Annotated in this window: 21 protein-coding genes; 10 read left to right on the top strand and 11 right to left on the bottom strand. The window is 76.6% G+C overall.

The annotated features are described in order from the left end of the window. Positions 1 to 75: 75 nt before the first annotated feature. The 3 genes from lnt to WA616_RS00865 are packed head-to-tail and all read left to right on the top strand — an operon-like array spanning position 76 to position 3,081. Positions 76 to 1,737 (top strand): apolipoprotein N-acyltransferase, encoded by a 1,662-nt coding sequence (lnt, locus tag WA616_RS00875; RefSeq protein ID WP_336026445.1) that lies wholly within the window; start codon positions 76 to 78, stop codon positions 1,735 to 1,737. Then, complete coding sequence (locus WA616_RS00870) at positions 1,734 to 2,528, top strand: polyprenol monophosphomannose synthase (protein WP_336026442.1); 795 nt, start codon at positions 1,734 to 1,736, stop codon at positions 2,526 to 2,528. Before lnt ends, WA616_RS00870 begins: the two co-directional genes overlap by 4 nt. Positions 2,529 to 2,568: 40 nt before the next feature. Further along, on the top strand, positions 2,569 to 3,081 hold the full coding sequence (locus tag WA616_RS00865; protein WP_336026440.1) for an FxsA family protein: 513 nt from the start codon (positions 2,569 to 2,571) through the stop codon (positions 3,079 to 3,081). 87 nt (positions 3,082 to 3,168) lie between these two features. On the opposite strand, the gene WA616_RS00860 is transcribed toward WA616_RS00865, so the two are convergent. The 5 genes from WA616_RS00860 to WA616_RS00840 all read right to left on the bottom strand — a co-directional run bounded on the left by WA616_RS00860 (position 3,169) and on the right by WA616_RS00840 (position 7,505). Further along, positions 3,169 to 3,513, bottom strand: a complete 345-nt coding sequence (locus WA616_RS00860) for an RNA polymerase-binding protein RbpA (protein ID WP_073419820.1) — start codon at positions 3,511 to 3,513, stop codon at positions 3,169 to 3,171. Between the two features lie 201 nt (positions 3,514 to 3,714). Then, positions 3,715 to 4,452: a thymidine kinase gene (locus tag WA616_RS00855; protein ID WP_336026437.1), complete on the bottom strand. Its 738-nt coding sequence runs from the start codon at positions 4,450 to 4,452 to the stop codon at positions 3,715 to 3,717. Next, entirely contained in the window at positions 4,449 to 5,798 is a 1,350-nt protein-coding gene (locus WA616_RS00850) for an MFS transporter (RefSeq protein WP_336026436.1), read from the bottom strand. The genes WA616_RS00855 and WA616_RS00850 overlap by 4 nt, the downstream gene beginning before the upstream one ends. A gap of 46 nt (positions 5,799 to 5,844) precedes the next feature. Continuing rightward, positions 5,845 to 6,732 (bottom strand): lysophospholipid acyltransferase family protein, encoded by an 888-nt coding sequence (locus tag WA616_RS00845; RefSeq protein WP_336026435.1) that lies wholly within the window; start codon positions 6,730 to 6,732, stop codon positions 5,845 to 5,847. Beyond that, positions 6,729 to 7,505 carry a glycerophosphodiester phosphodiesterase gene (locus WA616_RS00840; RefSeq protein WP_336026433.1) on the bottom strand — a complete coding sequence of 259 codons (777 nt, stop codon included), beginning with the start codon at positions 7,503 to 7,505 and terminating at the stop codon, positions 6,729 to 6,731. Before WA616_RS00840 ends, WA616_RS00845 begins: the two co-directional genes overlap by 4 nt. 107 nt (positions 7,506 to 7,612) lie before the next feature. Here WA616_RS00840 and WA616_RS00835 point away from each other — a divergent pair, with 107 nt between their 5' ends. Then, entirely contained in the window at positions 7,613 to 8,044 is a 432-nt protein-coding gene (locus tag WA616_RS00835; protein WP_336026431.1) for a hypothetical protein, read from the top strand. A 73-nt stretch (positions 8,045 to 8,117) separates the two neighbouring features. Here WA616_RS00835 and WA616_RS00830 read toward each other — a convergent pair whose 3' ends face one another. Continuing rightward, a complete protein-coding gene (locus WA616_RS00830) occupies positions 8,118 to 8,357 on the bottom strand; it encodes a hypothetical protein (protein WP_336026430.1) in 240 nt (79 codons plus the stop codon). A gap of 594 nt (positions 8,358 to 8,951) precedes the next feature. Continuing rightward, complete coding sequence (locus WA616_RS00825) at positions 8,952 to 9,899, bottom strand: ABC transporter permease (RefSeq protein WP_336026429.1); 948 nt, start codon at positions 9,897 to 9,899, stop codon at positions 8,952 to 8,954. A gap of 70 nt (positions 9,900 to 9,969) precedes the next feature. On the opposite strand from WA616_RS00825, the gene WA616_RS00820 reads away from it, so the two are divergent. Beyond that, complete coding sequence (locus WA616_RS00820) at positions 9,970 to 10,812, top strand: ABC transporter permease (RefSeq protein WP_336026427.1); 843 nt, start codon at positions 9,970 to 9,972, stop codon at positions 10,810 to 10,812. 89 nt (positions 10,813 to 10,901) lie between these two features. Beyond that, the gene (locus WA616_RS00815) at positions 10,902 to 11,135 is read left to right on the top strand and encodes a VOC family protein (protein WP_336027559.1); all 234 of its coding nucleotides are present in this window, start codon (positions 10,902 to 10,904) and stop codon (positions 11,133 to 11,135) included. A gap of 536 nt (positions 11,136 to 11,671) precedes the next feature. Here the strand turns inward: WA616_RS00815 and WA616_RS00810 are convergent. Then, positions 11,672 to 12,268, bottom strand: a complete 597-nt coding sequence (locus WA616_RS00810) for an antibiotic biosynthesis monooxygenase (RefSeq protein WP_336026425.1) — start codon at positions 12,266 to 12,268, stop codon at positions 11,672 to 11,674. A 185-nt stretch (positions 12,269 to 12,453) separates the two neighbouring features. On the opposite strand from WA616_RS00810, the gene WA616_RS00805 reads away from it, so the two are divergent. Further along, complete coding sequence (locus WA616_RS00805; protein ID WP_336026423.1) at positions 12,454 to 13,158, top strand: M50 family metallopeptidase; 705 nt, start codon at positions 12,454 to 12,456, stop codon at positions 13,156 to 13,158. Here WA616_RS00805 and WA616_RS00800 read toward each other — a convergent pair. Then, positions 13,064 to 14,098, bottom strand: coding sequence for a DMT family transporter (locus WA616_RS00800; protein ID WP_336026421.1), 1,035 nt, complete (start codon positions 14,096 to 14,098; stop codon positions 13,064 to 13,066). The genes WA616_RS00805 and WA616_RS00800 overlap by 95 nt on opposite strands. A gap of 57 nt (positions 14,099 to 14,155) precedes the next feature. Here WA616_RS00800 and pdxR point away from each other — a divergent pair, with 57 nt between their 5' ends. Then, complete coding sequence (pdxR, locus tag WA616_RS00795) at positions 14,156 to 15,604, top strand: MocR-like pyridoxine biosynthesis transcription factor PdxR (protein ID WP_336026417.1); 1,449 nt, start codon at positions 14,156 to 14,158, stop codon at positions 15,602 to 15,604. 3 nt (positions 15,605 to 15,607) lie between these two features. Here the strand turns inward: pdxR and WA616_RS00790 are convergent, their stop codons facing one another. Together WA616_RS00790 and WA616_RS00785 are read right to left on the bottom strand one after the other, a co-directional pair. Then, complete coding sequence (locus tag WA616_RS00790; protein ID WP_336026415.1) at positions 15,608 to 17,980, bottom strand: glycoside hydrolase family 65 protein; 2,373 nt, start codon at positions 17,978 to 17,980, stop codon at positions 15,608 to 15,610. Next, complete coding sequence (locus WA616_RS00785) at positions 17,977 to 18,711, bottom strand: HAD family hydrolase (RefSeq protein WP_336026413.1); 735 nt, start codon at positions 18,709 to 18,711, stop codon at positions 17,977 to 17,979. Before WA616_RS00785 ends, WA616_RS00790 begins: the two co-directional genes overlap by 4 nt. Positions 18,712 to 18,875: 164 nt before the next feature. Here WA616_RS00785 and WA616_RS00780 point away from each other — a divergent pair, with 164 nt between their 5' ends. Next, the gene (locus tag WA616_RS00780) at positions 18,876 to 19,421 is read left to right on the top strand and encodes a YbhB/YbcL family Raf kinase inhibitor-like protein (protein ID WP_336026412.1); all 546 of its coding nucleotides are present in this window, start codon (positions 18,876 to 18,878) and stop codon (positions 19,419 to 19,421) included. A 75-nt stretch (positions 19,422 to 19,496) separates the two neighbouring features. Beyond that, positions 19,497 to 20,390, top strand: a complete 894-nt coding sequence (locus WA616_RS00775; protein ID WP_336026410.1) for a serine hydrolase — start codon at positions 19,497 to 19,499, stop codon at positions 20,388 to 20,390. The last annotated feature ends 4 nt before the right edge of the window (positions 20,391 to 20,394 follow it).

Genomic DNA, 20,394 nt, shown 5'->3' with positions numbered 1-20,394 from the left:
CCGCGCACGCACAGCCGCGGGCGCCCACTGCAGCCCGGACCCGGTCCGCGGCGCGACGTCGCGGGGAGGCCGGCGGTGCCACCAGCAGCCGCGACGGACACGCTCGACGCGGCCCCCGACGCCGCCGGGCGGCCGTCCGGGAGCCGGTCCCGGCCGTGGTCCCGGCCGTGGTCCCGGCGGCTGCCCTGGCGGACGGCGCTGGCCGCCGCGGGCGGGGTCGCGCTGCTGTTCGCCTTCCCCGGGTGGTCGCTGACCGGGCTGGCCGTCCTCGGCCCCGCCGCCCTCGCCCTCGCCGTCCACGGTCAGCGCGCCCGCTCCGGGGCGTGGCTGGGGCTGGTGCTCGGCCTGGCGTTCTTCGTGCCGCTGCTGTCGTGGAGCGGCACCTACGTCGGCGCGTTCCCGTGGCTGGCGCTGGCGGTCTCCCAGGCGCTGTTCCTCGCCGCCCTCGGCGCGGCCACCGCCGCGGTCTCCCGGCTGCGCCTGTGGCCGCTGTGGACCGCGGCGCTGTGGGTGCTCGACGAGGCGCTGCGCGGCCGGCTGCCGCTGGGCGGGTTCCCGTGGGGCCGGCTGGGGTTCAGCCAGACCGACGGGCCGTTCCTGTCGCTGGCCGCCTACGGCGGGGTGCCGCTGGTCGGCTTCGCCGTCGCCCTCACCGGCGCGCTGCTGGCCGCCGCCGTCCTCGCGCTCGCGCGGGCCCGGCGGTCGGCGTCCCCGGAGGCAGCGTCCCCCAGGGCGGCGTCCCCGAGGGCGGCGGCCGCGCTGGTCGCCGGCGCGCTCGCCGTCCCGCTGGCCGGCGCCGCCGCGTGGCTGCCCCTGCCGGGGTCCTCGCTCACCGACGGCGGGCCGGCCGTCACCGTCGCCGTCGTGCAGGGCGACGTCCCCGAGGCGGGCCTGGAGTTCAACGCCCGCCGCCGCGCGGTCCTGGACAACCACGTGCAGCAGACCCTCGACCTGGCCGCCCGGGTGGCGGCCGGCGACGAGGCGCAGCCGGACCTGGTGGTGTGGCCGGAGAACAGCTCCGACATCGACCCCTACACCAACGACGACGCCGCCCGGGCGATCAGCCGGGCCGCCGGGGCGATCGCCGCGCCGATCCTGGTGGGCGCCGTGGTCGAGGGGCCCGGGGAGTACCTGAGCAACACCGGCATCGTCTGGGACCCCGAGAGCGGCCCCGGCGACACCTACGTCAAGCGCCACCCCGTGCCGCTGGCCGAGTACGTGCCGGCGCGCGCCTTCTTCCGGTTCTTCAGCGACAAGGTCGACCTCGTCCGCCGCGACTTCACCCACGGCACCGAGGTCGGCGTGCTCGACATGGGCGGCGCCCGGGTCGGCGACGTCATCTGCTTCGAGGTGGTCTACGACTCCCTGGTGGCCGACACCGTCGACGCCGGCGCGGAGCTGCTCGTGGTGCAGACCAACAACGCCACCTTCGGCTACACCGACGAGAGCGCCCAGCAGGTGGCCGCCGCCCAGGTGCGCGCGGTCGAGTTCGGCCGGTCGGTGGCGCTGGCCTCCACCAGCGGCATCTCCGCCGTCATCGCCCCCGACGGCTCCCTGGTGCGCTCCTCGGGGCTGTTCACCTCCGCGGTGTTCGTCGAGGACATCGCCCGGCGCGACGGCACCACCCTCGCCCAGCGGCTGGGCGCCGGCCCCGAGTGGGCGCTGTCCGCCCTGGGCGCCGGTGCCGTGCTCGCCGTCGTCGTCCCCTCCCTGCGCGCCCGCCGGAGCCGGCGGTGAGCGCGGGGCAGCGGGTCCTCGTCGTCATCCCCACCTACGACGAGGTGGAGAACCTCGAGCCGATCCTCGACCGGCTGCACGCCGCCGTCCCCGACGCGCACGCCCTGGTGGTCGACGACGGCTCCCCGGACGGCACCGGCGAGCTGGCCGAGAAGATCGCCGCCCAGGACCAGCGGGTGCACGTGCTGCGGCGCACGGAGAAGTCCGGCCTGGGCCCCGCGTACGTCGCCGGGTTCCGCTGGGGCCGCGCGCACGGCTACGACGTGCTGGTCGAGATGGACGCCGACGGCTCGCACCACCCCGAGCAGCTGCCGCTGCTGCTGGCCGGGCTCGAGGACGCCGACCTGGTGCTCGGGTCGCGGTGGGTGCCCGGCGGCCGGGTGGAGGACTGGCCGCGGCGCCGGCTGCTGCTGTCCCGCCTGGGCAACCGGTACACCCGGTGGGCGCTGCGGCTGCCCCTGGCCGACGCCACCGGCGGGTTCCGGGCCGTCCGCGGGGAGCTGGTCGACCAGCTGCCCTTCGACGAGGTGGCCAGCCAGGGCTACTGCTTCCAGGTCGACTGGGCCTGGCGGGCGGTCCGCGCCGGCGCCCGGGTGGCCGAGGTGCCGATCACCTTCAGCGAACGCGAGTTCGGCAGGAGCAAGATGACCGCCTCGATCGTTGAAGAGGCGTTGGTGCGGGTCACGTGGTGGGGCCTGCAGGACCGGCTGGCCGACCGCCTGCCGGGCCGGGTCCCCCGCGCCGTGCCAGGACGGGTCCGCGACGGCGGGCGGTCCAGCGAGGTCCGGTAGGCGGACCCGGGCCGCCCGCGTGGCCGGACCGGGGAGAGCTGTGGGTCGACGCATCCGGGTGCTGGCGGGACTGTGGGCCCTCGCCGAGATCGCCGTGTTCGTGCTGGTGGCGAGCTGGATCGGCGTGGGTGCCACCGTGCTGGCGGCGCTGGCCACCACCGTGCTGGGCTGGGCGCTGATGGCGCGCCAGGGCACGCGCGCGCTGGAGGCGCTGCGGGAGCGGGCCGTGGCGCACCGGCCGCCGGGGCGCGCCGCGTCCGACGCGGGCCTGGTCGCGGTCGGCGGGGCGCTGATGGTGCTGCCGGGCTTCGTGTCCGACGCCGTCGGGCTGCTGTGCCTGCTGCCGCCCACCCGGCCGCTGGTGCGCGCCGCCGTGGGCCGCGGGCTGGCCGCCCGGCTGGGGCTCTCGGCCGCCGGCCCGGTGCGGGTGCGCAGCACCCGGGTGCCCGGCGCGTCCGGTGCCACCGCGTCCGGGGCCTTCGGCGCCCCGGTGCGGGTCATCGAGGGCGAGGTGGCCGGCGACGTGGTCGACAGCGGCCCGCGCCCGTCCTGAGGCGCCCCGGGGCCGGCGTCCCGGCCCCGGACGCGGAACGGCCCCGGTGGGGGAGTCCCACCGGGGCCGTCCTGCTGCGTGCTGGGGTCAGCTGGCGCGGGTGCGCCGGCCGCGGAGCACCTCGAGGCGCTCGGCCAGGACCTCCTCGAGGTCCTCGACGGAGCGGCGCTCCAGGAGCATGTCCCAGTGCGTCCGCGGGGGCTTCACCTTCTTGGGAGCCGGCTCGGCGCCGCCGACCAGCTTCGCCGCCGCGCCGTCGAACTTGCACTCCCAGGTGTCGGGCACCTCGGCGTCGTCCGCGAACGGCACGGTGAACTGGTGACCCGAGGGGCACTTGTACTCGACGTACTGCCGCTCGATCGGCGCGGTGTTCCGCTCGGTCTCGTAGCTCACGCTGCCCAGTCGGCTGCCGCGCAGGGAACGCTCGCCCATGGCACACCGTCCTCTCGTGCTGGTGGTGTCGGTCAGGACTCCTCGCTGCAGGGGGTACCCACTGCAGGAGGGAGTCAAGGAGACCAACGGCGGATTTCGCGGAGAGATTCCGCTGAGTCGGTTCCCCATCATCGCATGGAGTGGTATCGGGGCGCCCGCCGCCCCTCCCAGGGGTGAGCGACGCCACCCCGGCGGGGGAGGTCAGGGCAGGGCGAGCTGCCCGGGACCGGCCGCCCCGGGGCCGAGCAGGCCCAGGACGTGGTGCCGCCGGCACAGCACCTGGTAGTGCGTCTCCGGCACCGTCGTCGACGCGTCGGGGGCGACGCTGTCCGGTGCGGGGGTGGGGGCGGTGTCGGCGACGACGACGGTGGCGCCCTCGCGCACCATCTGCCCGTCGACGACGCGGGCGTTGAGCAGCCCGGGCGCCCCGCACCAGCACAGCACCTCCACCTGGATGCGCTGCACGTCGTCGGCGACCTCCAGCAGCCGCTGGGTGCCCGGGAACAGGCGGGCGCGGAAGTCGGTGGTCAGCCCGAAGGCGTAGACGTCGACGTGCGAGGCGTCGACGAGCTCGGCGAGCTGGTCGACCTGGCCCGGGGTGAGGAACTGCGCCTCGTCGACGATCAGGTAGTCCACCCGGGTGCCGTCGGCCCACCGGGTGCGCACCAGCAGCAGCAGGTCGGTGCCGGCGTCGACCTCCACCGCCTCGCGGGCCAGCCCGACGCGGGAGGTGATCCGCGGCCGGGCCGACCGGTCGCCCTGGGTGAGCAGCAGCCCCGAGCGGCCCTGCCGGCTCTGGTTGTGGTCGACCTGCAGCGCCAGCGTGGACTTGCCGCAGTCCATCGGGCCGTGGAAGAAGCGCAGGTGCGCCGGTGCCGGGGCGCGGCGCCGGTCGCCGGCCGCGGGCACCGACGCCGGCAGCCCCTCCACGTCGCTCACAGCCGCTCCGGCGGGGTGTTGCCGGCCGCGACCACCGCCCGCCGCATGGGCAGGCGCAGCAGCAGCAGGAACCCGGCGACGAAGAACACGACCAGGCTGATGATCGCGTACCGGTAGGAACCGGTGAGCTGGTAGGTCAGGCCGAAGGCCAGCGGCCCGAGCCAGCTGGTCCCGCGGTCGCTGATCTCGTAGAAGCTGTAGTACTCCGCCTCCCGGCCGGCCGGGATGAGGTGGCTGAACAGCGACCGCGACAGCGCCTGGGTGCCGCCCTGCACCAGGCCGATGACAGCGGCCAGCGCGTAGAACTGCGCGACGGCGCCCTCCTGCAGCGTGTAGGCGGCCACGAGCACCGCCGTCCAGGCCACCAGGCAGCCGAGCACGGTGCGCCTGGCGCCGTAGCGGGCGGCCACCCGGCCCAGCCCCAGGGCGCCGAAGACGGCGACCACCTGGACCATGAGGATCGCGCCGGTGAGCACCGACTGCTCCAGGCCCAGCTCCTCGCTGGCGTAGGTGGCCGACAGCGAGATGACGGTCTGCACGCCGTCGTTGAACAGCAGGTAGGCGCCGAGGAACCACAGCGTCAGCGGGAACGCCCGCATCCCCGTGAGCGTCGACCACAGCTGCCGGAACCCGCTCGTGCCGGCGCCGTGCGCGGCCACCGGCGGCCGGTCGCGCAGCAGCGTGACCGTGACCAGGGTGAACAGGCCCCACCACAGGCCCGCCGTCGCCAGGCAGATGCGCACCGCCTCGCCCTCGGTGAGCCCCAGGGACTCCGCCCCGAGGAACAGCCCCAGGTGGACGGCGAGCAGCAGCGCGCCGCCGACGTAGCCGAAGGCCCACCCGCGGCTGGAGACGGCGTCGCGCTCGTCGGGGCCGGCGAGGTCGGGCAGCCAGGAGTAGTAGACGACGGTGGCCGCGCCGAAGGCCACGTTCGCGACGACGAACAGCGCCGCGCCGAGCAGGTACCGGCCGTCGGCGACGAAGAACAGGCATGTGGCGGCCAGCGCGCCGAGCAGCGCGAGCGCCCCGAGCAGCTGCTTCTTGCGCCCGCTGCGGTCGGCCACGGCGCCGGTGAGCGGCAGCACGACGACCTGCACGATCACCGAGAACGACAGGACGTAGGAGAACCAGCTGCCCGGCGGGATCGACAGGCCGAGGAACGGCAGCCGGCCGTCGGCGCCGGCGGCGTCCTGGGCGACGCTGGTCAGGTAGGGCCCGAGGAAGACCGTGGTGACGCTGGTGTTGAACACCGACATCGCCCAGTCGTAGGAGTACCAGCCGAAGCGCTCGCGGCGCAGCGCGCGGTCGGCGGGGCCGGGGGCGGCCTGGAGGTCGGGCGCAGTCACGGCCGCAGGGTGCCAGCCGCGGGTCGGCACTTCCAGCACCGGCCCGTCACGGGATGTCCTCGGGCACCACGCCGCCGGGGAACGCCGCTGCGCCCGTCGTCGGCCGGGTGGGGTCGGGACGCAGCGGGGCGGCGGCCGCGCGCAGCGGCACCAGCCCGCGGGTGATCGCCGCGGCGATCCGCATCCGCGCCCGGTTGGCGTCGCCGACCCGGCCCAGCCGCAGGTCCTCCAGGTACACCGGCGGGCCGACGTGCACCCTCAGCACCGGCCGCCGCAGCAGGGAGCGGGCGAGGGTGCGCAGCTTGCCCCAGTCGTTGCCGTACTGCAGCACGTCCTGGGCGCCCCACTGGCTGACCGGGATCACCGGCACGCCGACGCCGAGCGCCAGCCGGGCCAGCCCGGTGCGGCCGCGCTCGGGCCACCAGTCCGGTGACAGCCCGACCCGCCCCTCGGGGTAGGCGACGACGTGGCCGCCGTGCACCAGGGCCACCTCGGTCACCCGCACCGCGTGCCGGGCGACCTCGGTGCCCCGCTCCACCCGGATGCCGCCGGCGCGCTCGAGCACCGGCCCGACGACCGGCGCGGACATGATCCCGCCGGTGGCCATGATCCGCGGGACGACGCCGAGGCGGTGCAGGGCGACGGCGATGAGGAACGGGTCGAAGTCGCCGACGTGGTTGGCCGCCAGCAGCAGCGGGCCGCGGCGCAGCTCGTCGGGGATCCCGCCGGTGATCTCCACCCGGCCGAACAGGTCGACCAGCCAGGACAGCCGCCGCAGCGCGAGCAGCCAGCCGTCCCACGGCGGCGCCGCGGCGATCGCCAGCTCGCGGGCGAACCACTCGGGGTCGGTGTCGCGCAGCACCGGCTCGAGGTGGTCGGGCAGCGGCGGGGGAGCCGGCCGCCACTCCCGCAGCCGCCGTACCCGGTCGCTCACCGGCCGGCCCACTGGCCCCGGGCCTCGAGGATCTCCTTCAGCATCGCCGGGCGGTCGGTCATGATGCCGTCCACGCCGAGGTCGAGCATCGCCGTCGCCTCCTCGGCCGTGTCGACGGTCCACACGTGCACCTGCAGCCCGCGGGCGTGCGCGGCGGTGACGAACCGTTCGTCGACCAGCGCGCGGCCACCCAGCTGCAGCGGCACCTGCGCGCAGCCGGCCTGCATCCGCACCAGGCCGGCCGCCCGCGGCGAGTACGACGACAGCCGCAGCGCCGCCACCCCGCGCGGCCCCAGCGAGGTGCACACCGTGGGGCCGAGCAGCCGGCGGGCGGCGGCGACCCGGGCGTCGGAGAACGAGCCGAGGCAGACCCGGTCCAGGACGTCCAGGCGGCGCAGCACCCGCACCAGCGGCGCGAGGACGCCGGCGGCCTTGATGTCGAGGTTGAACCGGACGTCGGGCCAGGCGCCGAGCAGCTCCTCCAGCCGCAGGACCGGCTCGCGCCCGCCGATGCGCGCCTCGGCGACCTCCGCCCACGGCAGCTGCTCGATCCGCCCGGTGCGGTCGGTGACCCGGTCGAGGGTGGGGTCGTGGAAGACGACCGGCACGCCGTCGGCGGTCACCCGCACGTCGGTCTCCAGGTAGCGGTAACCCATCGCCACGCAGGCCGCGAAGGCCGGCATGGTGTTCTCCAGGTGCTCGATCGCGCCGCCCCGGTGTGCCATCGCGAGCGGGGTCGGCCCCTCGAGGAAGGCGAACCGGGCGGGGAGCACGGGCGACACGCTAGTGCGGGCTCCCGACACGCCGACCGGCCCCGTCACGAGGCGCCTCCCGGGCGTGTCTCGCCGGACTGTCGGTGGGGGCGTCTAGCGTCGCGGCCGTGGCAGAGCAGCAGGTCCGCGGCGCCGCCGCGGGAACGGTCGAGAGGGCGGTCAGGACGTCGGGGACGCGCGACACCGGCGAGCAGGGGAGCGGCACCGAGCGCCGGTGCGGCTGGTGCCGGCGGGTGCTCCCGCAGGCCGGGTCCGTCGGCCGTCCGCGCCTGTACTGCGGTCAGGCGTGCCGGCAGCGCGCCTACGAGCAACGCTCGGCGACGGCCAAGGCCGGCCTGTCCGACGACGTCGTCCTCGTCAAGCGCGCCGAGCTCGACGGGCTGCAGGACCGGCTGTTCCAGCTGCGCTGTGCCCTCGAGGACGTGCAGACGCTGCTCGGCGAACGGCACACCAAGGCCGAGCTCGAGCAGATGCTGGCCGACGTGGTGCGCTCGACGGGGCGGCTCGACCGGCTCTGGGTCACCGAGCGCGCCGGCTGACGCGTGCGCCGGGCCCGGTCGCCGTCCCCGGGTCCCGGCGCCCGGCTCGCGCTGTCCGGTCCCGGGCGGGAGGTCAGTCCGGGTCCTGCGTGTCGTCGTCTTGGTCCTCGGGCGCGCCCGGGTCCGGGTTGCTGTTGTCCGGCAGGTTGTCCTGCGACTCCTCCGACGGGTCGTTGCCGCTGGAGTTCTCGCTGTCGTCGGTCGTGCCGTCGTTCTGGGTGTCGCCGGCCGCGTTGCAGGCCGTGAGCGTGGCGCCGCCTCCGAACAGCGCCAGCGCGGTCATGAGTGCTGCGATCGGACGTCGGAGTTCCATGCGTCGACCCTAGGCAGGCACCGGGCGGGCCGCCCGTCGAAGCACGGACATCACCGATCTAACGTCACAGTGACGGAAAGGCGGTGGTGTCGCGGGCCCCGGGGAGGGGCGGGTGGTCGGCGGCAGGAGCGGCTCGGCGCCTGGCCCGACGTCGATGATCATCGGGATCCGGGGGACAGTCGGGCGGGGCGAGCCGGGCGGCGTCCGGGCGGCGATGTGGCGGGAGCCTGGTGGGCGGAGACCGGCGACCGGGTGCCGGGCCGGCCGGCGGAGATCGCCGGTGGACCGAGGAGACGTCGAACGGATCGGGCGCGCGGGAACGTCAAGATCGGCGCACCGGGGTCGGCGGACGGACCGAGGAGCGCGGCGACGACCTGCCGCGCATCGTCGGCACCCGGCGCGTGCGTCGTCGTCGAGGTGACGTCGTCGAACGGTCCGAGGTGGTCGTCGGGCACCGACCTGCGGGACCCGGTGGCGAGCCGGATCAGCCCCTTCCCACGCCCGGATCCGCTGCGCCGATAATGAACATTATGTCAACTAGTCTGGAGAGGACCCGCTCCCCGCACCCCTGACAGGTCCCTCGCGGGTTCGCCTTCAGGTCCGCACCCGCACCCTCGGGTCGACCGCCGCGGCCGCGACGTCGGCGAGCGCGTTGGCCACGATGACCGCCGCGATGACGACCGTCGTCAGGCCGACCAGCATCGCCCGGTCCCGCCCCTGGATCGCCCCGAGGATCGCACCGCCGACGCCCGGCATGCCGAAGACGCCCTCGACGACGATCAGCCCCACGAACAGCTGCCCCAGGTTCGCCGCCACGTAGGTCACCACCGGCGTCAGCGCCGGCCGCAGCGCGTGCACGCCGACCACCCGCCACGGCGGCAGGCCGCGGCCCCGCGCGGCCAGCACGAACGGCGAGCGCAGCGTCTCCCCCACCTCCACCCGCGAGATGAGCGCGACGTAGCCGGTCGACAGGGCGGCCAGGGCCAGCACCGGCAGCAGGTAGGCCGCCGGCTCCCCGGTGCGCCCGTTGACCGGCGCCCACCCGAGCTCGGAGACGAAGACGAACCGCAGCAGGTAGGCCGCCACCACCACCGGCGTGCCCACCAGCAGCGTCGCGACGGCGTACACGCCCGTCCCGGTCCACCGCCCGCCCGTGGCGAGCGCGCCGGCCACCACGCCGACGACCAGCTGCACCAGCACCGCGCCGCCGAGCAGGACCGCGCTCACCGGGGCGGTGACCGCGACGACGTCCAGGACTGCCGGCCCGGGCACCACAACCTCCCCGCGCAGGCTCGGCAGGCCGCGGCCCCAGTCGCCGGTGAGCAGGTCGCGCAGGTACCGCCCGTACTGGACGGCCACGGGCTCGTCGAGGGAGTAGTCGCTACGGATGCGGGCGTAGAGCTCCGGGGGCGGCGGGCGGAAGCCGAACAGCGCCCGCACCGGATCGCCCGGCAGTTGCGTCACGGCGACGAAGACCAGGGTCACCGCCGCCCAGAGGCTGACCAGCGCCTGCCCGGACCGGCGGACGGCGAAGGCGAGCACGCGGCCCATCGTGGCAGGACGGTGATCACTCCGGTCGACGGCGCCGTCCGGCCTCGGGCACACTCCGCCCGTGCCACCGCCCCAGCCGTCCGCGGACACGGCGACCGGGCGGCGCCGGTGGAACGCCCCGCTTCTCATGGCCACGCTGCTGCTCGCCCTGTTCGCGGCGATGGCGCTGGTGCCGGCCGCGCTCGCCCCGGCCGACCCCCGCGCCTGCGACCTGGCCGACTCGCTCGTCCCGCCGTCGTGGGCGCACCCGCTGGGCTTCGACCTCTTCGGCTGCGACCTGGCCGCCAAGGTCGTGTACGGCGCCCGGACCTCCCTGCTGCTCGTCGTGGCCGTCGTCGCGATCGCCGGGCCCGCCGCACTGCTGCTCGGCACCCTCGCGGCCTACGCCGGCGGCTGGGTGGACGCGCTGGTCACCCGGGCCACCGACGTCTGGTCGGGCATCCCGCTGGTCCTCGGCGGCGTCATCCTGCTCAGCGCCACCGACCGCCGCGGCGTCGCGCAGGTGGCCGCCTTCAGCTGGCCGCCCATGGTGCGGATCGTCCGGGCGAGCACCCGCCAGGTGCTGGCCCTCGACCACGTGACGGCGGCCCGGGCGCTGGGCGCCGGCCCCGTGCGGCTGCTCTGGCGCCACGTCCTGCCGTCGGCGGTGCGACCGCTGCTCGTGTTCACCAGCGCCTACGCGGGCTTCCTGGTCTCCGCCGAGGCCATCCTGACCTTCGCCGGCGTCGGCCTGCAGCGCCCCACCGACTCCTGGGGGATCCTGCTCGAGCAGGGCGGCGACGCGGCCGCGCGGGCGCCCCATGCGCTCGTGGCGCCGAGCGTCGTGCTGGTCGTGGCGGTGGCCGCCTTCGTCCTCCTCGGCGAGGGCCTGCGCGCCGCCGGCCGCGACGACGGGTCCCGATGAGTCCCGGCCGCCCGGCCGGTCAGGAGGACGTCGCCGGCGCCGTCCCCACCCTGCGCGTGCCCGACGACGGTCCCGTCTAGTTCCAGGGCCTGCGGATCGGCGACTCCGACCTCGGGATCGTCGCCGACGACGGCGTCGCGCCCGGCTCCCCCGGCCGGGTCCTGGTGAGCATCGAGGTCGACGACGTCGACGCCGCCCTCCCCCGCGTCGAGGAGCTGGGCGGCACGGCGACCGGCGCGGCCAACGACATGCCCTGGGGGCAGCGGGTGGCCCACGTCCGTGATCCCGACGGCAACCCGGTGAACCTGACCCTCACCCGGTAACCGTCGTTCTCCCACCGTGGAAGGTGACCATCGATTTACGATCAGCTTGTTGGGGATAACGGACACACGAGATCCGGAGGGACAGGGCCTCCGTACCGCCCGGCGTCAGTTCGTACCGTGCCCGCCGTGCCTGGCGAGTGCCGCCACGCCGTCCCGGCGGCGGCCCGGTGCGCGGACAGAGTCGGGCCGGCCGCGCCGGGGCTTCCGACACCCCCATCGCCCACGAGCCGGGCGTCGGGCCGGGTCGATCACCGCGACGAGCGCGCGCCCGGCCGCCGGGGCGGGCGCTCACGCTGGTCGTCGAGACGGCGCCCGAGCTGCCCACCGGGCAGCCGGTCGGCTCCGCCCGCGGCCGCCCGGTCGGACGGGTCCCTCGCCGTCGCCGTGGCAGCCGAGCGCACCGCCGCCACGTCCGACCACCCGCTCCTCCGGGCACGCGGGGCGGGGTGCCCGCGTGCCCCACCCTCCCCTGCTGCTGCTGTTCTTCCGTTCGGTTCCGGTGTTGAAAGCTGTTCGGGATAACGGAGAAGCGGAGGTCAGCGGTCCCGCCAGGAGCGGCCGGCGAGCCACCACTGCAGGCGCCGGGTGATCCACGGCAGCAGCAGGTAGGTCATCAGGGGTGTGAGGGTGAGCGTCACGACCGCCACCCGCAGGGCGACGGGCAGGCCGTCCAGCCACACCCCCAGCGTCACCGTGGCCAGCAGGTTGAGCGGGTAGAAGACCAGCCAGATCGTCGTCGCCTGCTTCCACCGCGGCGGCGCGGCCGGCCCCGCCGCGCTGACCACCTCGGTCGCGGCCGGCTCGTCGAACCAGCCCTCGATGCCGGTGCGCCGCTCGGTGCGGGTCACCTCGGCCAGACCCTCGGCCGAGCGCAGCCACCAGGCCCGCTCCGCCGACGCCTCCCACGCCTCGAGCGCCGCCTGGTCGGTGAACCGGCAGAGCATGTGCCACTCGTCGGAGCCGCCGCGCGGGCGCACCCACCCCGCGCCGAGGAAGCCGGGGAACGACTCGGCCATCGTCAGGCCGGCGCGGATCCAGGCGGTCATCTCGCGGGTGTGCGCGGGGTCGGCGCGCCGGGTGAAGGAGACCGTGACCGGCAGCTCCCGGGCGTCGACAGCGGGCGTCGTCGTCACGCCGTCCAGGATGGGCGGGCGGCCCGGGCCTCCGCAGCCGCGGGCGGCGTGATCCTCCCCGCTCTCGCTGCTCCCCTCCCCCGTGGTGCGCCAACGGTCGTATCGAAAAAGGTTGGGGATAACGGACGACACGGTGTCCTCCCGCATCCGGGCCGCTCCCAGACGCGTGCGGTTGACTCGCGGCGATGGACGTCGTGGAGCGCCTCTGGACCCGGGCCACCGCCGAGGCCCCGCTGCCGCCGGGCGTGCTCGCCGGAGCTGCCGTCGTCGCCCTGCTCGTGGTGGCCACCCCTGCGCTGTGGCGGCCGGCCCGCACGGTGGTGACGATCGCCCACGAGGGCGCCCACGGGCTCGCGGCGCTCGCCGCGGGACGCCGGTTGTCGGGCATCCGGCTGCACTCGGACACCTCCGGCCTGACCGTCTCCCGGGGCCGCCCCACCGGGCCGGGCATGGTCCTCACCTGCGCGGCGGGCTATCCCGGCCCGGCCCTGTTCGGGCTCGGAGCCGCGGCACTGCTGGCGACCGGGCACGCCGCCGGGGTGCTGTGGGCGGTGCTCGCGCTGCTGGCGCTGCTGCTCCTGCAGATCCGCAACTTCTACGGACTCTGGGCGGTGCTGGTCACCGGCGCCGTGGTCGCGGGCGTCACCGCCTGGCTGCCCCCGGCCGGGCAGGCCGCCTTCGCCGCGGCCGTCACCTGGTTCCTGCTGCTCGCCGCCCCGCGGACGGTGCTCGAGCTGCAGCGGGCCCGCCGGCGGCGGTCGGCACCGGACTCCGACGCCGACCAGCTGGCCCGGCTCACCGGCCTGCCGGCACTCGGCTGGGTCGGGCTGTTCCTGCTGCTGGACGCCGGCGCACTGGCCCTCGCCGCGTCCTGGCTGCTGCTCCCCTGAGCCCCGGACCCCCCGTCCCGCCGGCGGTCCCGCCCGTCATGCCGCACGCCAGCCCGGCGGCCACCGTGGCGATGCCCGCCCAGACCCCCGGCGCCGGTGGCGGGCCGCCCAGCGCGACGCCGGCCGCGGCCGCCGCCACGGGGGCGAGGCCGGTGAGCAGCCCGGCCCGCCCGGGCCCCATCCGGCCGACGGTGGCGTACCAGAGGACGAACGCGGCGGCGGTGACCGCCAGCGCGAGGTAGGCGACGGCCAGCAGGTCGCCGGCGTCCAGCCGCAGGAGGGTGCCGGGCCCCTCGGTGGTCAGGCCGAGGACGGCGAACCCGGCGGCGGCCAGCCAGGTGGTGTGCACCGAGACGCCCCACGCCCCGTGCCGGGCGAGCACGGGGACGGCGAGCAGCGTGAAGGCCGCCTCGCAGACCAGCACCACGAGCGCCCACAGCAGCCCGGTGCCGTCGGTGCGCCCCAGCCCCTGCACCGCCGCGGCGCCCGCGGTGACCACGACCGCGGCCAGCAGCACCCGCGGCGCCGGGCGCTGCCCCTGCAGCAGCGGGCCGGCGGTGGCCAGCAGCAGGGGGACGCTCGCGACGGCGACCCCCAGCACCGCGGGCTCGGCGTGCGCGGCGCCCTCGACCAGGGCCACGTTGAACAGCACCAGCCCGGCGCCGGCGACGCCCGCGAGCCACGCCCACTCGGCGCCGCGGGGCCGCAGCACCGGCCGCCCGCCGGCCCGCGCCAGCAGCACCAGGACGGCGCAGGCGGCGGTGTAGCGCAGGGCCTGCGCGGTGGCGTCCGCGCCGCCGGGGAGCAGGCCGGAGACGGCGACGCTGCCGCCGACGAACACCATCGCCAGGGCCCCGGGCAGGGCGGTCCGCAGCGCGCCGGGGGCGACGGCGGGCGGGACGGCGGGCGGGGGGACGGGGGTGGCGGGTCCGGCGGGCACGGTGCGACCCTGACCGCCGAGCGGACCGGTGGACAGGTCCGATGAGGAGCAGATCCAGTGGACCGATCCGGCGGGGCCGACTTCCTGCAGCTGCGCCGCGACGAGGCGCCGCCGCACGGCCTGACCGCGTGGCTGGTCGAGCGGGTGCGCGCGGCGGTCGCCGAGGGCCGCCTGGCGCCCGGCGCGGCGCTGCCCCCGACCCGGGTGCTCGCCCGCGACCTCGGCGCCTCCCGGGGCGTCGTCGTCGAGGCGTGGCGGCGGCTGGCCGACGAGGGGCTGGTGGTCGCCCGTACCGGCGCGGGCACGGTGGTCGCCGGCACGGTGCCGGCCTCCCCCGCGCCGCGCCCGGCCCCCCTCGTGGCGGTGAGCCCGCTGCCGCCGGTCGACGTCCCCCGGCTGCCCGCGCCGGTGCCCGAGGGCGTCGACCTCGACCTCTCCCCCGGCGTCCCCGACCTCGCCGCGTTCCCACGGGCCGCCTGGGTGCGGGCCGAGCGGGCGGTGCTGGCCGGCGCGAGCGACGCCGACCTCGGCTACGGCGACCCGCGCGGCCACCCGCGGCTGCGGACGGTGCTCGCCGCCTGGCTGGCCCGCACCCGCGGGCTGCGCGCCGACGCCGACGCCCTGGTGGTCGTGGCCGGGGTGGCCCAGACGCTGGCGCTGCTCGGCCCGCTGCTCGACGCGGCGTCCGGCGCCGGGACCGCGGTCGCCGTCGAGGACCCCGGGTCGCGCGGCGCCCGCGAGGCGCTGGCCTACCGGGGCGTCCCGACCGTCCCGGTCCCGGTCGACGCCGAGGGCCTGGTCGCCGCCGAGCTGCCCGCCAGCGGCGCCGGCGCGGTGCTGCTCACCCCGGCGCACCAGTTCCCCACCGGCGTCGTCCTTTCCCCCGCGCGGCGCCGCGCGGTGCTCGCCTGGGCCCGGGACACCGGCGGGCTGGTGGTGGAGGACGACTACGACGCCGAGCACCGCTACGACCGGCCGCCGGTGGCCGCGCTGCAGGCCGCCGCGCCCGGGTCGGTGCTGCACACCGGGAGCGTCTCCAAGAGCCTGGCGCCGGGGCTGCGGCTGGGCTGGGCGGTGCCGCCGCCGCACCTGCACGCCGAGCTGGTCGCCGCCCGGCACGCCGCCGACCTCGGCGGCCCGGTGCTGCCCCAGCTGGTGCTGGCCGAGCTGCTGGCCTCCGGCGCGCACGACCGGCACCTGCGCCGCGTGCGCACCCGCCAGCGGGCCCGCCGCGACGCCGTCGTCGCCGCCGTGCGGGCGCACCTGCCCGGGGCGCGGGTCGAGGGGGTGGCGGCGGGCCTGCACCTGCTGCTCACCTTCCCCGGCCGGCCGGGGCTCGACGACACCGTGCTGGCCCGCCGGGCGCGGGAGGCCGGGGTGCTGGTGCACCCGCTGTCCTGGCACCGGGTGCGCCCCGGCCCGGCCGGGCTGGTGCTCGGCTACGCCGCCTCCCCGCCCGGCCGGCTCCAGGAGGCGGTCGCCCGCCTGGGCCGGGTGCTCGGCTGACCGCTAGTCGCGCCGGCCGTTGCCGCGGCGGCGGGGGGACGCGCCCGGCGGCTGGCGCACCGGCTCCACCTCCGGCGCGGGCGGGTTGTCCAGCGTCAGCTCGGCCTCGTCGACGGTGACCCGGCGGCCGTGGTGGTGCACGTCGAGCGGCTCGCCGTCGAGCAGCCGGTAGGTGGTGCGCTCCTTCTCGATCGCCACCTCCACGGTGCGCCCCTGGTAGGCCAGCCGGAACCGCAGCCGGCTGATCCGGGAGGGCAGCCGCGGAGCGAACAGCAGCCGGCCGTCGTGGTCGCGCATGCCGCCGAACCCGGCGACGGCGACCGTCCAGCCACCGGCCAGCGAGGCGATGTGCAGCCCGTGGCCGGCGTTGCCGTGCAGGTTCTGCAGGTCGGTGAGCGCGGCCTCGCCCCAGTAGTCGTAGGCGAGCTCGAGGTGCCCGGTCTCGGCGGCGACGACGGCCTGCTGCGCCGCCGACAGCGACGAGTCGCGCACCGTGCGGGCCTCGTAGTAGGCGAAGTCGGCGACCTTCTCCTCGTGGGTGAAGGCGTCCCCGCGCAGGTGCAGCGCCATCACCAGGTCGGCCTGCTTGACCACCTGCTTGCGGTAGATCTCGAAGTACGGGTAGTGCAGCAGCAGCGGGTAGTGCGAGGCCGGCGTCCCGGCGAAGTCCCACTCCTCGTGGTGGGTGAACGCCTCGGACTGCATGTGCACCCCGAGCCGGGAGTCCCACGGCACCCGCATGAGCCGCGCGGCCCGGTGCCAGTACGCGACCTCCTCCTCGGTGACCTGCAGCCGCCCGGCGACGTCGGGCTGCCGCTCGACCGCCCGCGCCGCCTCGCGCAGGTTCCGCTGCGCCATCAGGTTCGTGTAGACGTTGTTGTCGACCACCGCGGTGTACTCGTCGGGGCCGGTCACCCCGTCGATGCGGAAGCCGTCCTCGGCGTCGAAGTGCCCGAGCGAGGCCCACAGCCGGGCGGTCTCGATGAGCAGCTCGGTGCCGAAGTCGCGGTCGAACTCGTCGTCGCCGGTGGCGTGCCAGTAGCGGACGACGGCGTCGGCGATGTCGGCGTTGATGTGGAAGGCCGCCGTCCCCGCCGGCCAGTAGCCGCTGGTCTCCTCGCCGCGGATGGTCCGCCACGGGAACGCCGCGCCCTGCCGGCCGAGCTCGCTGGCCCGCGCCCGGGCCAGGTCGAGGGTGGAGTGCCGCCAGCGCAGCGCGTCGCGGACTGCGTCGGGCGCGATGTAGGTGAGCACGGGGAGCACGTAGGTCTCGGTGTCCCAGAAGGTGTGCCCGTCGTAGCCGGGGCCGGTGAGCCCCTTGGCCGGGACGGGCTGGCGCTCGGCGCGCAGCGAGGCCTGCAGCACGTGGAAGACGCCGACGCGGACCGCCTGCTGCAGCTCGTCGTCGCCCTCGATCTCGACGTCGGCCAGCGCCCAGTGCGAGTCGAGGACCTCCCTCTGCTCGCGCAGCAGACGCTCGAAGCCGGCGAGCTTCGCCGTCGCCAGGGCGCCCTCCACCTGGTCGCGCAGCGCGGCGGCCGAGCGGCGGGAGCTCCAGCCGTAGGCGAGGTACTTGACCAGCTTCAGCGACGAGCCCTGGGGAAGCCGGGCGGCGAGGGTGAAGCGGGCGAGGTCCTCGCCGGCCTCCATGTCCTCGGTGGCGGTGTCGGGGACGTCGACGACGTGGTCCATGCCGGCGGCCATGAGCAGCTTGCTGCGGCGGGTGCGGTGCACGAGGACCGCCCGCTGGCCGCGGCCGACGGCGAGCTCGTTGACCAGCGGGCGGCGCAGCGCGGCGGCGGCGCGCGGGTCGTCGCCCTCGGTGCCGCTGTCGACCGGCTCGTTGGCCAGGAGGTCCGACTGCAGCGCCACGTACAGGTCGCCGCGGTTGTCGGTGCACTCGACGGAGTATTCGATGGCGGCGATCGAGCGGCGCCGCAGCGACACCAGCCGGGTGCTGGTGACCTTGACCGTGCGCCCGTTGGGCGAGCGCCACTCGGTGACCCGCCGCAGCACGCCGCGGCGCAGGTCGAGGGTGCGCCGGTGCTCGACGATCTCGCCGTAGTCGAGGTCGAGCGGGGTGTCGCCGACCAGCAGCCGCACCAGCTTGCCGTCGGTGACGTTGACGACCGTCTGCCCCTGCTCGGGGAAGCCGTAGCCGGCCTCGGCGTAGGGCAGCGGCCGCTCCTCGAAGAAGCCGTTGAGGTAGGTGCCGGGGACGACGATCGGCTCGCCCTCCTCGAACGAGCCGCGCATGCCGATGTGCCCGTTGGCGAGGGCGAACACCGACTCGTGCACGCCGAGGGAGGCGTGGTCCAGGCCGATCTCGGTGAGCGCCCAGGGCTCGACCGGGAAGTCCGGCCGCCCCTCGGTCACCGGGCCTCCCCGCCCAGCAGCTGGTCCAGGTCGGTGACGACGACGTCGGCGCCGTGCTCGCGCAGCGCGTCGGCCTGCCCCACCCGGTCGACGCCGACGACGAGGCCGAAGTCGCCCGCCCGCCCGGCGGCCACACCGGCCAGCGCGTCCTCGAAGACGGCGGCCTCGCTCGGCTCCACGCCGAGCGCGCGGGCGCCGGCGAGGAAGGTGTCGGGCGCGGGCTTGCCGCGCAGGCCCTGCGCGGCGGTGACCACGCCGTCGACCCGGGCGTCGATGAGGTCGGCGAACCCGCCGGCGGCGATCACCTGCTCGCCGTTGGCCGAGGCCGTGACGACGGCGGTGGCCAGGCCCGCCTCCTTCACCGCGCGCAGGTAGGTCATCGACGCCGGGTAGACCTCGACGCCGTTCTCCGCCAGCTCGGCGAGCAGCAGCTCGTTCTTGCGGCTGCCGATGCCGTGCACCGTGGCGGCGTTGGGCGGGTCCTCCGGCGTGCCCTCGGGCAGGGTGATGCCGCGGCTGGCGAGGAAGTCGCGCACGCCGTCGGCGCGGGGCTTGCCGTCGACGTAGCGGTTGTAGTCGAGCTGGGTGAACTCGACGGCCCGCGGGTCGGTGGAGCGCAGGTACTCGTCGAAGGTGCGCTTCCAGGCGGCCATGTGCACCGTCGCCGTCCGGGTGAGGACGCCGTCCATGTCGAAGAGGCAGGCGCGGATGCGGTCCGGGAGTCCGAGCACGCGACGACGCTACCCACGGCGGCGGCGGACCGGCGCGTCGAGTTCACCCGCGCGATCACCCACGCGGTGGTCGCAGGGCGCCGGGGACGGCGGCTGCCTAGGGTCGGCGCGGGGTGGCGCGTCCGCGCGCCCCGCCCGCCCGAGCGCCCGAGGAGAGGACCGCCATGGCCGACCGGCCCGTCCCGCCGAACCCGTACGACTTCCTGCCGCCCGTGCCGTCGTTCACGGTGACGAGCGCCGACCTCACCGACGGCGAGGTCATGCCGATGCCGCACGTCAGCGGCGTGATGGGCGCCGGCGGCGAGGACCGCTCGCCCCAGCTGTCGTGGTCGGGCGCGCCCGAGGGGACGCGGGGCTACGCCGTCACCGTCTACGACCCCGACGCCCCCACCGGCAGCGGCTTCTGGCACTGGGTCGTCACCGGCATCCCCGGGTCGGTCACCGAGCTGCCCTCGGGCGCCGGCGACCAGGAGGGGTCGGGCCTGCCCGGGGGCGCCCGCCAGCTGCGCAACGACGGCGGCTTCCCGGGCTACGTCGGTGCCGCTCCCCCGGCCGGGCACGGCCCGCACCGCTACTTCGTCGTGGTGCACGCGCTCGACACCGAGGACATGGGCGTGCCGGCCGACGCCACCCCGGCCTTCCACGGCTTCAACCTCTTCGGGCACACCCTCGCCCGGGCGACGCTGGTGGTCACCTACACGCAGGAGTAGCCCGCGCGCACAGCCGGAACGACACCGTCCGCCCCGGACGGGTGCGCGCGGCCCGGCGCCGGGTATCCCGGGTCCATGAGCGCTCAAGCAGTGGCGCCACCCCGTGCCGGCCGGCCGGCACGCGCGCTGCTGGTCCCGGCCGCCGTCCTGCTCCTCCTGGGGTCGCTGCTGGGCGCCCCGGGGCGGGCGGCGGCCGGGCCGCCGGCGGCCGAGGTCATCCCCGTGGTCGCCGGCGCGTGGACGGTGCCCGGCACGCTGGCGGTCGCGCTGGCCGTCCAGGCCGAGCCCTCGGCGGGCCTGACCCGGCGCGCCCTGGACGCCGGGGACGCCCGGACGGGCCGGCGCACCGCCGACAACGGCGCGGCCGCGGACCGCCCGTTCCCCACCGCCTCGATGGTCAAGCTGTTCCTCGCCGAGGACATGCTGCACCGCGCCCGCGCCGGCACCGTGGCCCTCGACGGCCGCGACTGGCGGCTGCTGCAGGAGATGATCCGCAGCTCCGACGACCCCGCCGCCTCCGAGCTGTGGGTGCGCTTCGACGGCCCGCGCATGGTGCGCGACGTCGCCGCCCGCTACGGCCTGACCGGCACCGCCCCGCCGGCCGACCCGTCGCAGTGGGGCGAGACGACGACCACCGCCCGCGACCTCGCCCATTTCCTCGCCGAGCTGCCCCGGGTGGCCGCCCCCGCCGACGCGGCCACCCTGCTCGCCTGGATGCGCACCGCCACACCGCTGGCGGCCGACGGCTTCGACCAGCGCTTCGGCGCCTTCGGCACGCTGCCCGGGATGCCCGCGGTCAAGCAGGGCTGGATGTGCTGCGTGGACGGCAACCGGCACCTGCACTCGGTCGCGGTGAGCGGCGACCGGGTGGTGGTGCTGCTCAGCGAGGTGCCGCGGTCGGTGTCCTACGACCAGGCCCGCGCGGCGCTGTCGGCGGCCGCGGCCGCGCTGCCGCCGCCCCGCGCCTGAGCTC

Source organism: Geodermatophilus sp. FMUSA9-8 (genome assembly GCF_037034165.1).
GTDB classification, from domain to species: domain Bacteria; phylum Actinomycetota; class Actinomycetes; order Mycobacteriales; family Geodermatophilaceae; genus Geodermatophilus; species Geodermatophilus nigrescens.
This window is presented reverse-complemented; position numbering and strand designations above follow the sequence as displayed.

Coding starts and splice junctions, on each gene's coding strand:
- WA616_RS00860 (WP_073419820.1), bottom strand. CDS start 3,513: ATGGGCGAGCGTTCCCTGCGCGGCAGCCGACTGGGCAGCGTGAGCTAC.
- WA616_RS00830 (WP_336026430.1), bottom strand. CDS start 8,357: ATGGAACTCCGACGTCCGATCGCAGCACTCATGACCGCGCTGGCGCTG.
- WA616_RS00805 (WP_336026423.1), top strand. CDS start 12,454: ATGGACGTCGTGGAGCGCCTCTGGACCCGGGCCACCGCCGAGGCCCCG.
- WA616_RS00780 (WP_336026412.1), top strand. CDS start 18,876: ATGGCCGACCGGCCCGTCCCGCCGAACCCGTACGACTTCCTGCCGCCC.
- WA616_RS00775 (WP_336026410.1), top strand. CDS start 19,497: ATGAGCGCTCAAGCAGTGGCGCCACCCCGTGCCGGCCGGCCGGCACGC.